The sequence below is a fragment of the Oceanobacillus bengalensis genome, from assembly GCF_003628445.1.
GTDB classification, from domain to species: Bacteria; Bacillota; Bacilli; order Bacillales; family Amphibacillaceae; genus Oceanobacillus; species Oceanobacillus bengalensis.
Genome location: NZ_RBZO01000002.1, coordinates 160,073 through 174,096 on the forward strand (window position 1 = coordinate 160,073; position 14,024 = coordinate 174,096).

Consider the following 14,024-nt stretch of genomic DNA (forward strand, 5'->3'; position numbering starts at 1 on the left):
CCATTTTCATATTTTTTTCCGTATTAAATTCATTTTCTGTGTTTTCTTCCTCATTTGTACCTGCACAAGCAGATAAGATAAACACAGTGAAAAATAGTAATCATAAATTTTTTGCTCTTCATTAAAAATCCTCTTAATTATATTGTTTATCGCTTTTATTTTAACAGTAAAATTTGTAAATTGGATTAAACTTATTTAGCAATCAAATGCTTTTCTGTAAAGGGTAAAGCACCTATATTAAGCCTCTTATTCAAACAATCATTTGACTAATTGGTTACATAGTCTTAAAATAAAAGCGTTCAAAAGTGTGTTTGAATATGGGGAGTTCACAAAATTGGTTTAAGAAGTGAGAGAATACAACTTATATTTTAGAATGGAGGGATTACTATAATGACAACGATTATATCTGCAGTTATCTCTTACATAGCGACAAGTATTGATTACATTGTAATTTTAGTTGTTTTATTTGCGCAAATGAAAAAGAAAAATGGCTCGGTTAGAGATATAGTATTAGGTCAGTATTTAGGATTTACCATCCTTATAGGAGTTAGCCTTTTGGCAGCTTTTGGTCTTGCTTTAATTCCGCAGCAATGGATAGGATTACTTGGTTTAGTTCCAATACTTATCGGTCTGAAGGTTTTGTTTGAAAAGGAAGACGATGATGACGAAGAAAATGAAGAAATTTTAGAATCTACCAATCGATTCAGCAGTCTTATACTTAGCGTAGCAGTCATTATGTTAGCTGCCGGTGGAGATAATTTAGGTGTCTACATTCCTTATTTTACTACTTTAAACACATTTGAATTAGTCGTTACGATTGTAATTTATTATGTTGCTGCGGCAGTGTTGTTATATCTATGCCGCCGTATATCAGCTGTAAAAGGTGTATCCGAAACAGTAGAAAAATACGAGAAAATTATTGTTCCAATTGTTTTTGTGATTTTAGGAATTATGATTATGTCTGAAAATGGAACTTTTAGTATTATATTAAATTGGTTTAATTAATTAAGAAAATGGCTATAAACACTTTTAATTAGTTATTAACTAAAGGCGAATTACGTTAAATTGTCGAAAATATTTTTTGAAATTTAATCAAATAATTGTTTGACTATTTGTTTATAGAAGAATATATTATAAATATAATCATCATTCAAATATTTATTTGAATATATAAGGGGGATAATATGACAAAAGATATTTGTGAAGTGACGTGTATCAATCAAGAGAAGGTAACCAGAGCTAAAAATAACCTTACTGAACAAAATCCTATGGACGTAGCTAAAGTTTTTAAGGCTCTGTCAGACGATACTAGGGTTAAGATTGCCTATGCTTTGTCTTTAGAAGACGAGTTATGTGTCTGCGATGTGGCGAACATTGTAGGATCTACTACTGCTACAGCATCTCATCATTTAAGATTGTTAAAAAATTTAGGATTAGCCAAATACCGCAAAGAAGGAAAATTAGTATTTTATTCATTAGATGATGAGCATGTAAAGAAGCTTATAAATTTAGCCTTCGAACACCAGAAGGAGGTTGTCGAAGTTGAGTGAGTCAGTAAAGTCATTAGAGGATAAAAATGTATATCGCGTAGATGGATTTTCATGTGCGAACTGTGCAGGTAAATTTGAAAAAAATGTTAAGCAACTTCCGGGAGTTCAAGATGCGAAAGTGAATTTTGGCGCATCTAAAATTTCTGTTCAAGGTAATGCAACAATTGAGGAGTTAGAAAAGGCTGGCGCTTTTGAGAATTTAAAAGTAGCTCCGGAAAAGCCAAAACGTGAACCAAAAATAGTTGAAAATGTATATCGTGTAGAGGGGTTTTCATGTGCAAATTGTGCAGGTAAATTTGAAAAAAATGTTATACAACTTCCGGGAGTTCAAGATGCAAAAGTAAATTTTGGAGCATCTAAAATTTCTGTTCAAGGTAATGCAACAATCGAGGAATTGGAAAAAGCCGGTGCATTTGAGAATCTAAAAGTGTCACCAGAAAAACCAGTAAGGCAAGCTACACAAGAAACTAAAGAGGTTAGAGAGGTTGAAAAAGAAGAAAAAGTTCCTTTTCATAAAAAGCATAGCACTTTATTATTTGCTTCTCTATTGATTGTCTTTGGCTACCTTTCCCTGTTTGTGAACGGGGAAGAGAATCTTATAACTTCATTATTATTTGTATCATCCATTGTGATCGGAGGATTCTCACTCTTTAAAGTTGGTTTTCAGAACTTGTTACATTTTGATTTTGACATGAAAACCCTCATGACAGTGGCTGTTATAGGAGCTGCTATCATTGGAGAATGGGCTGAAGCATCTATTGTCGTAATTCTTTTTGCGATTAGTGAAGCCCTTGAACGATTCTCTATGGATAGGGCAAGGCAATCCATTCGTTCTTTAATGGACATTGCACCTAATGAGGCACTCGTTAGACGGAATGGGCAAGAATTGATGATACACGTTGATGACATTGCTGTTGGTGACATAATGATTGTTAAACCCGGTCAAAAGATAGCTATGGATGGTTTGGTTGTAAGCGGAAATTCCGCTGTTAATCAGGCGGCTATCACTGGTGAATCAGTCCCAGTTGAAAAAACAATTGATGATGAAGTTTTTGCAGGTACGATAAATGAAGAAGGTTTACTTGAAGTAAAAATCACCAAACTTGTAGAGGATACAACGATTTCTAAGATTATTCATCTTGTTGAGGAAGCGCAAGGCGAGCGCGCTCCTGCGCAAGCTTTTATCGATAAATTTGCGAAATACTATACACCAATAATAATGGTTATTGCAGCATTAGTTGCAATTGTACCACCTTTATTTTTGGGTGCAGACTGGGGAACATGGGTTTATCAAGGCTTGGCTGTTCTAGTCGTAGGTTGTCCTTGTGCATTGGTTATTTCCACTCCAATTTCAATAGTATCAGCAATTGGAAATGCTGCAAAAAAAGGAGTCCTTATTAAAGGTGGAGTGTATTTAGAAGAAATGGGTGCTTTAAAAGCAATCGCATTTGATAAAACAGGGACATTAACGAAAGGCGTCCCAATTGTAACTGATTATAAAATGTTGAACGAAAATGTAAGTAAAGAAGAAACTTTATCGTACATTACTGCATTAGAGTATCGTTCACAACATCCCCTTGCATCTGCAATTATGAAAAAAGCCGGGGAGGAAAATATTTTTTATTCAGATATAGTGGTAGAAGATTTCACTTCTATTACAGGTAAAGGGATTATGGGTAACATAAAAGGAACAACCTATTATATTGGAAGCCCTAAACTATTTAAGGATTTATCTACCACTAATTATGACAAGAATATAGAACAAAAGGTAACAAAGCTTCAAAACCAAGGAAAAACAGCGATGGTTTTTGGTACGGAAAAAGAAGTACTTGCTGTTATTGCTGTAGCTGATCAAGTACGTGAAACAAGTAAAGATATTATTGATAAGCTACATCAACTTGGAATTAAAAAGACGGTTATGCTAACGGGTGATAACAAAGGTACTGCAAATGCAATTGGTAGTCAGGTAGGAGTATCAGAAATTCAGGCAGAACTAATGCCACAGGATAAATTAGATTATATTAAACAATTGAGATCCGAATACGGCAATGTTGCGATGGTTGGTGATGGTGTCAATGACGCCCCGGCATTAGCAGCATCTACAGTCGGTATTGCAATGGGAGGAGCCGGTACAGATACGGCAATAGAAACTGCAGACGTTGCGCTAATGGGTGATGATCTAAGTAAACTTCCATTTGCAGTTAAACTAAGCCGTAAATCATTAAATATAATTAAGGCCAATATCACTTTTGCAATTGGAATTAAATTAATTGCGTTATTATTAGTTATACCGGGTTGGTTAACGCTATGGATTGCGATTCTCTCTGATATGGGGGCAACTCTTTTAGTAGCACTAAATAGTTTAAGACTTATGAGAGTTAAGGAATAAAACGGAGACTAGCTGGAACATAAGTCTCAAAAATAATTGATTTTTGTATAAATCGTGATAAAAATAAATAATCCGCATGAAATCAAGGTTTAATTAGATTTCATGCGGGTTATTTATTTTAACTGGGTTTTTTCCAAATCTCTTTTAGAGATATTTCCTCTGCTCAACTTTTTTGGAGATTACTTATTAACGTTACCAATCCTAATAAGATTTCTATAGACCCACTCGAAATTGATTTGGTACAATGTTCAAGCGGTTAATGGAGGGAGTCACAATGGAAGAACAAAAATATAGAAATTTAAAAATGGGTGAGCGTGGTGCAATAATAAGTATTATTGCGTACATATGTTTATCTGCAGTAATTCAGAGGTATTAAAAGCAGATGGTTTGAACAATACAACGGATATAATAGCATCTATCGCAGTGTTAATAGGCTTAAAATTATCACAGAAGCCAGCAGACGAAGATCACCCTTTTGGCCATTGGAAAGCAGAGATGGTGGCTTCAACGGTTGCATCGTTTATAATGATGGTTGTAGGAATTCAAGTATTGGTTGGAGCTATAACCTTAATATCTCTAGGTGGTCATGAATCCCCCGATATCATATCCGCGTGAACAGGTGTATTTTCAGCAGTAGTTATGTACTTTGTTTATCGATATAACAAGAAACTAGCACAAAAGATAAAAAGTCACTCAGTAATGGCAGCAGCAAAAGATAATTATCAGATTCATGGGTGAGTATAGGTACAGCAATTGGGATTTTTGGCTCCCAGTTTAATTTGCCTTGGCTTGATCCATTAACAGCAATAGTTGTTGGGATTCTAATTTGTAAAACAGCATGGGATATTTTTAAAGGGGCTTCCCACCAGTTAACAGATGGTTTTGATCATGACATACTGAATTCATATAAGAAATCCATTCTACAAGTGAAAGGAGTAAAAGGTGTAAAAGATCTCAGGCCAAGAAGCTATGGAAATAACGTGGTCGTCGATACTGTAATTCTAGTTAACCCGACATTAGATATAAAGGACGCTCATGATATCTCTTCTAAGGTAGAAAAGAAGCTTATGAAGGAAAATGATATATATGATGTTCATGTGCATGTTGAACCAAGTTAATTTCCTAAATGTTTTCAGAGTCTATTAACTTATTGGACCTACCTGTATTTTTTCGAAAATATAGGTAGGTTCTTTTTCATGTTAATTTACTACTAACAACTAATATTATTAAAAAAATATTACATTTATACAAAATCAATAATTCCTAAGCAAAAATAATGTAAAATGTAACAAGGATAAGTATCAATTATTGTAAGTAGGTGTAAATTAGTGAAGAAATTTGTAATACTTCTTGTTTTTTTCGTTTCAATAAATACCCTATTCATAACTGTTACCCATGCTGAGTCTAATAATGCTCCACCTGAATTAATTAGTGAAGCTGTCATAATGATAGATTCCCAAACAGGTACAGTTCTATTTGAAAAAAACATTGATAGGAAAATGTATCCTGCAAGTTTAACAAAGATTGCAACGGCAATTTATGCGATTGAAACTGGTAATCTTGATGATGTAGTCAAAGTAAGTGAAAATGCTAGAAATATAGAAGGTACTAGAGTCTATTTAGAGGAAGGAGAACAGGTAACTCTAAGAAAATTACTACAAGGATTATTAATAAACTCTGGCAATGATGCGGGAGTAGCAATTGCAGAACACCTGAGTGGTAGTATTGAAGACTTTTCATCGGATATAAATAAATATTTAAAAGATGTGGTTGGTGTGCAGAATACACATTTTGAAAACCCACATGGTCTTTATGATCCTGAACACTTTACTACTGCAGAAGATTTGGCCAAAATAACCCAATATGCTATAAAAAATGAGACATTCCGAGGGATATTTGGCACAAAAGAGTTGAAATGGAACGGTAAGTCATGGGACACCACACTTTATAAACATCACAAATTAATGAGAGAAATACCCTATGAAGGGATTACAGGTGGAAAGACTGGTTTTGTTAACCAATCCGGTTTTACACTTGCAACTACAGCCAAAAGAGATAATCTCAGTCTAATCGTAATTACATTGAACAGTTATAATCAATCAGCTGCATACACAGATACTATAAGTCTACTAGATTATGGATTTAACAACTTTGAAACATCTAGGATTAGAGAAGGGACTATATTTACGGTTAGTAATCAGAAATATAGGACAACTAGCGATATAATTTATACCCATGCCTTAAATGAACAATTAAGAAAGAAAGTTAATGATGGGGGAATGTTAGAAATAATAACCCAAGACGGAAGTGTATTATCATCATATCCTTTAAATAAAATTGAAAAGGCTAGAACACCTGGTAAAGAGCAAAAAACTAATGAGATAAGTACTGCAAGTAGAGATACAAATTCAATTTTTGTTATTGGAGGGCATTTCCTTGAGTTCGTATTTGCCATGATACTCTGTTTAGTTATTGTAGGTGGTTCCACTTATCATATTAGGGAAATAGTAAGGAAATAAGAATTTCGGATGGGACAAGACAGTGATGGCTATGTCCCATTCCCAAAATAACTTGATTCTAAACTCGTAATACCATATAGTCTCCATTTGTTAACTGTGTAACATCTGCTTTCATGGCCTTCGCAATATCTACTGTCATTTCCTTAGAGGTTTTCTTTGAATCAGCAAAAAGGGTGAGACAATTACTCGATAACACTCGCTCTTTTTCTGTAGTTATATATGCGAGAATTTGATAATCCGGCTTCATGGTCGATTCTCTTCCCATTTCTTATTCTCCCTTCAGGTTTGTTTTCATGACGCTATGAGACTTCTTAGTACTTTCAAGTAATGGGCATTTCTTAACAACTTCAATCAAGGCATCAATATCTTGCTTAATTGGTACAAGAGTAATAACAACCCTGCCTTGTTCATAATCTTTTCTTGTAAAATGGTAACGCTTATTACCTAAAGCCCTTGTAGCTTCAAATAGGGCAGCCTGCCGTTGACCAAAATTGTCTAAATTGATTCGGAAATGATTTTCATTAGGATAAATTACAACAGCCATGCCCTCTTCTTTGAACAATTTTTCTGCGTTATCTGTGCCAAGAAGGTTACTGACATAAATTCCATCCACAAAGAGGCTAGAATCCTTAATTTCTATTTTACCCTCTTTGACCTGTGCAATGTCACCAATGCTTTTTCCTTTTGTAAAATTCTTTAGAAAAAATACAACGGCTATTCCTACTACTATACCAGCAATAATATTTACCCATAAATTTAATGGAATTATTGTAATCGTTAATGAAACAAAAAATGCTGTGATAAATGCAATGTAGTTTCGGGATTCGAATGTCTTAGCAATCCCGTCAATGTAAGCTTTCCCGCGATATGTGTATTCTGTATTTTCCAAATCACTTAGACTTTCTTTCTCCATTTTCCTCACATCTCTAAATTGTTGAAGTGCCACTGTTAGAAAGGTGACAGCAACAAAATTCTTGCCCATAATAGCTGGTATAGCAACTGCTCCTAATGCAGCAGCAACAAAACCAGTAATAATGTGAATTAAGTATCCATTTGGATAACTTGGATACTGTCTATAGTCTTCTTTTAAAATCCATATTCTTGCCAATGTCCCGATAATTACAGCGGTTATAATAACACTTATATCCTCGAAGGATAAAAACTGCCCCTCCATTCTAACACTCCCAACTTGTAGAATTTAACATTATTATTTCCATATCTGTCTAATATATGAGAAAAGACCTGATAAGGTCTTTTACTTAATACTCGATTTCATCAAAATCCTGTGGTTGAGGGGTTGGTTGATTATGTTTAAATTCACTATTTTTCGAAGTCTCGTTATAAATCTCTTGGAATGACTTTACCTCGCCAAATTGTTTTCTTGTCTTTGTTTTATTCTGTTTATTGTTTCTCATTGGACATATCCTTTCATTTATAATTGTTTTCTTAGGATTTGTGAAAATAATTAAATTATTCATTGAGGCTAACGTTAAGAGATAAATGATGTTTCTTTGTTAGCGTAAAAAGTCCAAGTAGAAATAAATAATACCAAATCCAAACAAACCAATTATTGAGGAATACAATAAAGTGGAATTCCTGACTGCCTCCCCGAAAATCTCTTTTATTGCAACCATAAAAATGATAGCAATGGATAAGTTTATCATAAAAGCAAGTAAGGAAGGCATTCCTAAATTAAATAATAGCCCTAGCAACGCAACGTTCCTAAAGCAATTGGTAATGTTATGATGGCTGTGATAAACACACAAGTAAGTATGCCAAACCCAGCTAGAAACAATGGGGTAAAGACAATTATCCCTTCTGGTATGTTATGTAACACAAGTGTTGGTAGCATAAGCCCCCCTATCTCTGTACCCAGTGTTGGTCCAAGTGCAATACCAACTGGGAAATTGTAAAATGCAGTGATAAAGGCTAAAAGCACTCCAAAACGAACAAAAATGTCTATTTGATGACTATTAGTGATGATCGTAATTTTATTCATTAATTGGTGAATGTATTGAAATAGTAACAAGCCTAATGCTATTCCGATTGCGAGAATTATCCAACCGTCTAATTGTATACTTTCAGGAATCATTTCAAGAAATAATAAACCTATTATTAGTCCAGCACATAATGAATAAATAAAGCCAAATCCACGTTGGAATCCTTTCATTAACCATGCAAGTCCACCACCAACACTAATACCAAGAGCGGAGGCGAATGCACTAATTATCCAAGCTGTATCCACATAATCGCTCCTTAAAAAAGGTTGTCTCTTATTTTATATTGTTGTTGATTAATGATTATACTGTTTTATTTTGACAATTGTTTTTAATATGTATAATATATGAATATATACTAATATATGCATATATAATAATATAAGTCTTGCTATATCTAATTGATATTCAATATACAAATTTTTAACGTGTATAAAAGGGGGAGCTATAATGGAAGATAATAAAGCGGAAATAGATAATCAAGAATTGGATGAAGAAACATTATTTATCGTATCCCAAACATTTAAGGCATAAGGTGATCCAACAAGAATAAGGATTCTTAATCTATTGTTTCATACAGAATTCTCTGTGAATGGAATTGCAGAAACCTTACATCTTAAACAGTCGACTGTTTCACATCGGTTGCGCTTTTTGAAAAATTTATGCTTGGTCAAATATCGTAGGGAAGGTACAACATTATATTACTCTCATGATGATGAACACGTAATCAATATGTTAAGACAAACTATAGAACACGCCTATCATAATTAGTATTTTATAACTAATAATAAGTGATAAGAAATAATAATTTGCGTTATTTATAACGTTTTTGAGCATGTATATGCAAATGAAAAGTAGGAGGTTTTACACTTGGGACATGATCATGGGCATGACCATACACATGGAGCAAATAAGAAAGCGTTATTGATAAGTTTTATTATAATAACGGGTTATATGATAATTGAAGCTGCAGGGGGATTTATTACCAATAGCCTTGCTTTATTATCTGATGCAGGGCATATGTTAAGTGACTCCATTTCATTAGGGGTCGGATTATTAGCTTTTACTTTAGGGGAAAAAGTAGCTAACTATAGTAAAACATATGGGTACAAACGATTTGAAATATTAGCTGCTGTTTTTAACGGAGTTACACTTCTTTTAATTTCAATTTATATTTTCTATGAAGCATTTCAACGCTTTACAGAACCACCTGAAGTTGCTTCCACTGGGATGTTGATTATCGCTTCAATTGGTTTGTTAGTGAATATCTTGGTTGCTTGGATTTTAATGCGCGGTGGTGATACAGAAGAAAATTTAAATCTACGTGCTGCTTTTCTTCATGTACTAGGAGATTTACTTGGTTCTGTCGGAGCAGTTACTGCTGCACTACTCATTATGTTTTTTGGCTGGGGTTGGGCTGATCCCCTTGCAAGTGTTATAGTTGCTATTTTAGTGTTGATAAGTGGATGGAGGGTTACCAAAGATGCTGTTCATGTACTAATGGAAGGTACTCCCAAAAATGTTAACTTGGATGACATTATAAATATAATGGAAAATGTTTCTGGTATATTAAGTATACATGATCTACATGTGTGGAGTATCACTAGTGGAAAAAATGCCCTTTCATGTCATGCAGTGGTTGATGGTGGCTTATCCATTCAAGATAGTCAAAATTTGTTGCGAAAGATAGAGCATGAATTGGAGCATAAAGGTATAGGTCATGTAACCATTCAGATGGAAAATAAGGAGCATCCTCATGATGATTCCCTACTGTGCCAAATAGATCATGAATCTTCACACCATCAACATGATCACTAGAATCCCTCTTTTAAACAACCTCCCTTTGACAGTGGAGGTTGTTGTATTTCAAAACAATTATTATATATACGAAGGGGAGAAAGCTTACGGAAACTTATTTATTATTTGGTAGTTTGCTAGTTATGGTGTTAACCGTGTTTTCTGCCATCATTTAAGAAGAAATCAGTTTTTGTTTTTCCATTTCCCTCTTTATGTTTATATAAAGGATTTAATCAATGATAGTATTTTAAAGTGAAAATTAGCAATTTGCCTTTCACACTTTTTAATATATAGGGTTTATGTTATTTTAAGTACATACAAATTATAAATGAGAGGATTTTCTGTTAAATTCATTAATAGAAACTTTTTTTGCTGTTTAGGGGGAACAATAAATGAATGTTAAAAGAAGAAAAATACCATTATTTATTATTGCGACTTTATTGTTTGCGATTAAGACATATATTATTTATCGATTTATGTTTAACCTTGAATTAGAGAACACAATGCAAGAATTTATCTTGCTTATAAACCCGTTTGTCTCCGCTTTTTTAATCTTTGCAATGAGTGTTTGGTTTAAAAGTCAGTCTCGCCAAATGAATTTTTTGAGACACACGGCTCTATTAGGAACGTTAATCTTATATTCCAATCTAGTATTCTATCGAGCAAATACTGATTTTATTACGATTTCACAAATGTTACAGGTTAGTAATATGGGAGATTTAGGATCTAGTATACTGACTTTAATTAAATTATATGATGTCCTATTATTTGTCGATGTCGCTACCATCTGGTATTTAAGTAAGAAAAAACAGGACAAGATGGCTGTAAATTATCATAAAAGTGGCAAGGCTTTTGCTTTAGCTATGTCGTTACTACTCTTGGCAGGAAACTTTTTCATAGCTGAGATGGAAAGACCACAGCTTTTTACACGTACGTTTGATCGGGAGTATCTAGTTAAAAATATAGGTGTTTTTAACTATCATATCTATGATGCCATTATGCAATCCAAAGTTAAAACGCAGCGAGTGTTTGCGGATGAAAGTAAACTTTCAGATATAAGTGAATATATTAATGAGATTCAAAGTAAGGATCAATCTGATTTTTACGGTGTTGCGGAAGGGAAGAATTTAATTTTTATTTCGGTGGAATCTCTGCAAAACTTTGTAATTAATAATGAAGTAAATGGGGAAGAAATTACACCGTTTTTAAATAGTTTAGTAGAAAATGAGGATACGTTCTATTTTGAAAATTTCTATTCACAAGTTGCACAAGGTAGAACGTCAGATTCTGAATTTCTCGTGGAAAACTCATTATATCCATTGTCAAGTGGGGCCGTATTTTTTACGCATGGTCAGAATGAATATAATGCATTACCAGAACAGTTAAAGGAAAAAGGCTATTATAATACTGTATTCCATGCGAATAATAGGAGTTTTTGGAACAGAGATCAAATGTATAAGAGTTTGGGGTATGATTATTACTACGGAGAAGAAGCCTATGAGGTTACGGAAAATAATTCAATTGGCTGGGGATTAAAAGATAAAGCTTTTTTTGAGCAATCTATGAAGTATTTACAATCGTTTGAACAACCTTTTTATTCAAAATTCATTACGTTAACGAATCATTTTCCGTTTAATTTAGATGAAAAAGATCGAACGATTGAACCTTATAATTCAAATTCAAACACACTTAATAATTATTTTCCAACTGTAAGATATACAGATGAAGCGCTAGAACAATTTTTTAATCAATTGAAAGATACCGGAATATATGAAGACTCCATTATAGTGATAATGGGTGACCATTTCGGAATAAGTGAAAACCATAATAAATCGATGAGTCAGTATTTAGGAAAAGAAAAAATTACACCTTATGACCAACTTCAACTTCTACGGGTTCCACTTTTTATACACATTCCGGGTTCTGGTAACGGGAAAGTCATGTCTGACGTTTCTGGTCAAATTGATGTTAAACCAACATTACTGCATTTATTAGGAATTGAAACAGAGAACGATATCAATTTTGGAAATGATTTATTTTCGGATGATCGAAAAGGGTTTGTAGCATTTCGTAACGGTGACTTTGTTACTGAAAGCTATGTATCTGCAAGTAGTACCTGCTATAATCGTCAGACAGGTGAGCCTGTAGATGAAAATAATAACTTGGATGTAGAAAATAAAGTAAAAAATCCTTGCGCTCCCATTAAGAAAAAAGTTATGAATGAGCTTGAATATTCTGATGAAATTATTTATGGTGACTTATTTAGATTTGTGGATTTTAGTAAGTCAAACTAGTATAGATTCTGATTCGTAAAATGTACTAATGGAAAGAGGTGCAATATCTTTTTATAGAATTGCGCCTTTTTTTCATGATTTAATTTAATTAAAGTTTCGATTGTAATTTTTTATTGGGTTATATTATTAATAGAGACCATTTTAATACTATCTGGTGGTTCCAAATTTTTACTCTACAATAATATTCCGTATTCAGTACCAAGCTAAAACTAAACCAATATACTATTTGGTAAGGATAAACTTCAATTTGATAAAACAAATTTAATAGAAATAAAGTGCAATGAAAAGAGAGGTACAATACCATGTTGGCCTTTCTTTTCTTATTTTTCATTTTTTTTGCACCAGCTTTACTTAATGTTGGTTGAACCAATCGATTGGTGTGTGTGCAATGAGTAAAACCTATAGTTTTCTGAAATGTTAAATGTTTTAAATTAAAGTCATTAAATATACAAAAGTTCTTGAATGTTTTGTGACGTATTTTTCGTGATATTGTATTTTTATTCTCTTGGTATTAATATAATGTTGACATTTTATATAGTTGGTTGTGACTGTAAGTAGATGTAATCCTAAAGAAGAAAGGGGTAAATATATGAAACTCAAATTAGTTTTACTATCGTTAGTTTTTACTATTACAACAGTGCTAACCGGGTGTGAGTCAATATTGGTTCTTGATCCCAAAGGTCCACAGGCTGAAACGACCGCAAATGTAATCTGGATTTCAATTATTACGATGTCGTTTGTCGTGATTACCGTTATGGTACTTTTAATAATTGTTCTATTAAGGTATCGAGCATCAAAACAGCCAGATGATTATGAACCACCTCATATAGAAGGGAATCCGATTGTCGAAGGGATTATAGTTGGTGTTCCTATTTTAATCGTTGCATTTCTATCGGTTGTTTCCGTTCAATCTTTATATAAAGTAGAAGCAACCCCAGAGGGTTATGAAGACCAAGAACCACTGACGATTTACGCTTCGTCATCAAATTGGAAATGGCATTTTAGTTATCCAGAACAAGATATTGAAACGGTTAACTATGTCTTTATTCCTACAGACCGCGCAGTTGAGTTCAAACTATATTCATATGGTCCAATTACAAGTTTTTGGATTCCGCAGCTGGCTGGACAAAAATATGCCATGGCTGACATGGTTACAACAATAAATCTAGCAGCTGAGGCCCCCGGTGATTATATGGGACGTAATGCTAACTTCAGTGGAGAGGGATTTGCTCAAATGAAATTTAATGTTACAGCTTTGTCACCGGATGAGTTTGATACATGGGTGGAAGAGATTAAATCAACAGCTAAACCACTTACTGAAGAAAAGTTTAATGAATTATTAGAACCTGGACATCTTGGTCAGCTAACATTCACAGGAACACACTTAGGATTCTCACCACCTCCAGAAATGAAAATGGAAGACATGAACATGGAGGATATGGAAGATATGGAGAATATGGAAGACATGCACTAAGAAA

General features: G+C 33.6%; 11 protein-coding genes and 2 pseudogenes. 9 read left to right on the forward strand and 4 right to left on the reverse strand.

Annotated elements, in window-relative coordinates; genetic code table 11:
* The first annotated feature begins 390 nt into the window (after positions 1-390).
* The 5 genes and pseudogenes from D8M05_RS02460 (at position 391) to D8M05_RS02480 (ending at position 6,458) form a co-directional block, all read left to right on the forward strand.
* Entirely contained in the window at positions 391-1,005 is a 615-nt protein-coding gene (locus tag D8M05_RS02460; protein ID WP_379542970.1) for a CadD family cadmium resistance transporter, read from the forward strand.
* A gap of 179 nt (positions 1,006-1,184) precedes the next feature.
* Positions 1,185-1,550, forward strand: coding sequence for an ArsR/SmtB family transcription factor (locus D8M05_RS02465; protein ID WP_121128307.1), 366 nt, complete (start codon positions 1,185-1,187; stop codon positions 1,548-1,550).
* Positions 1,543-3,939 carry a heavy metal translocating P-type ATPase gene (locus D8M05_RS02470; RefSeq protein ID WP_121128309.1) on the forward strand — a complete coding sequence of 799 codons (2,397 nt, stop codon included), beginning with the start codon at positions 1,543-1,545 and terminating at the stop codon, positions 3,937-3,939. Before D8M05_RS02465 ends, D8M05_RS02470 begins: the two co-directional genes overlap by 8 nt.
* Positions 3,940-4,213: 274 nt before the next feature.
* Positions 4,214-5,057, forward strand: a pseudogene (locus D8M05_RS02475) (cation diffusion facilitator family transporter).
* Between the two features lie 210 nt (positions 5,058-5,267).
* Positions 5,268-6,458 (forward strand): D-alanyl-D-alanine carboxypeptidase family protein, encoded by a 1,191-nt coding sequence (locus D8M05_RS02480; RefSeq protein ID WP_121128311.1) that lies wholly within the window; start codon positions 5,268-5,270, stop codon positions 6,456-6,458.
* A 58-nt stretch (positions 6,459-6,516) separates the two neighbouring features.
* Here D8M05_RS02480 and D8M05_RS02485 read toward each other — a convergent pair whose 3' ends face one another.
* The 4 genes from D8M05_RS02485 to D8M05_RS20485 all read right to left on the reverse strand — a co-directional run bounded on the left by D8M05_RS02485 (position 6,517) and on the right by D8M05_RS20485 (position 8,703).
* Entirely contained in the window at positions 6,517-6,723 is a 207-nt protein-coding gene (locus tag D8M05_RS02485; RefSeq protein ID WP_121128313.1) for a capping complex subunit for YIEGIA, read from the reverse strand.
* A gap of 3 nt (positions 6,724-6,726) precedes the next feature.
* On the reverse strand, positions 6,727-7,632 hold the full coding sequence (locus tag D8M05_RS02490) for a YIEGIA family protein (protein ID WP_121128315.1): 906 nt from the start codon (positions 7,630-7,632) through the stop codon (positions 6,727-6,729).
* A gap of 85 nt (positions 7,633-7,717) precedes the next feature.
* Positions 7,718-7,873: a hypothetical protein gene (locus D8M05_RS20070; protein ID WP_183072682.1), complete on the reverse strand. Its 156-nt coding sequence runs from the start codon at positions 7,871-7,873 to the stop codon at positions 7,718-7,720.
* 290 nt (positions 7,874-8,163) lie between these two features.
* On the reverse strand, positions 8,164-8,703 hold the full coding sequence (locus tag D8M05_RS20485) for a ZIP family metal transporter (protein ID WP_245985143.1): 540 nt from the start codon (positions 8,701-8,703) through the stop codon (positions 8,164-8,166).
* Positions 8,704-8,905: 202 nt separating this feature from the next.
* Between D8M05_RS20485 and D8M05_RS02505 the strand changes: the two are divergent.
* The 4 genes and pseudogenes from D8M05_RS02505 to qoxA all read left to right on the forward strand — a co-directional run bounded on the left by D8M05_RS02505 (position 8,906) and on the right by qoxA (position 14,020).
* A pseudogene (locus D8M05_RS02505) lies at positions 8,906-9,226 on the forward strand (ArsR/SmtB family transcription factor).
* Between the two features lie 99 nt (positions 9,227-9,325).
* The gene (locus D8M05_RS02510; RefSeq protein WP_121128319.1) at positions 9,326-10,273 is read left to right on the forward strand and encodes a cation diffusion facilitator family transporter; all 948 of its coding nucleotides are present in this window, start codon (positions 9,326-9,328) and stop codon (positions 10,271-10,273) included.
* Positions 10,274-10,644: 371 nt separating this feature from the next.
* On the forward strand, positions 10,645-12,546 hold the full coding sequence (locus D8M05_RS02515; protein WP_121128322.1) for an LTA synthase family protein: 1,902 nt from the start codon (positions 10,645-10,647) through the stop codon (positions 12,544-12,546).
* Between the two features lie 589 nt (positions 12,547-13,135).
* Complete coding sequence (qoxA, locus tag D8M05_RS02520) at positions 13,136-14,020, forward strand: cytochrome aa3 quinol oxidase subunit II (RefSeq protein WP_121128324.1); 885 nt, start codon at positions 13,136-13,138, stop codon at positions 14,018-14,020.
* Positions 14,021-14,024: the final 4 nt, after the last annotated feature.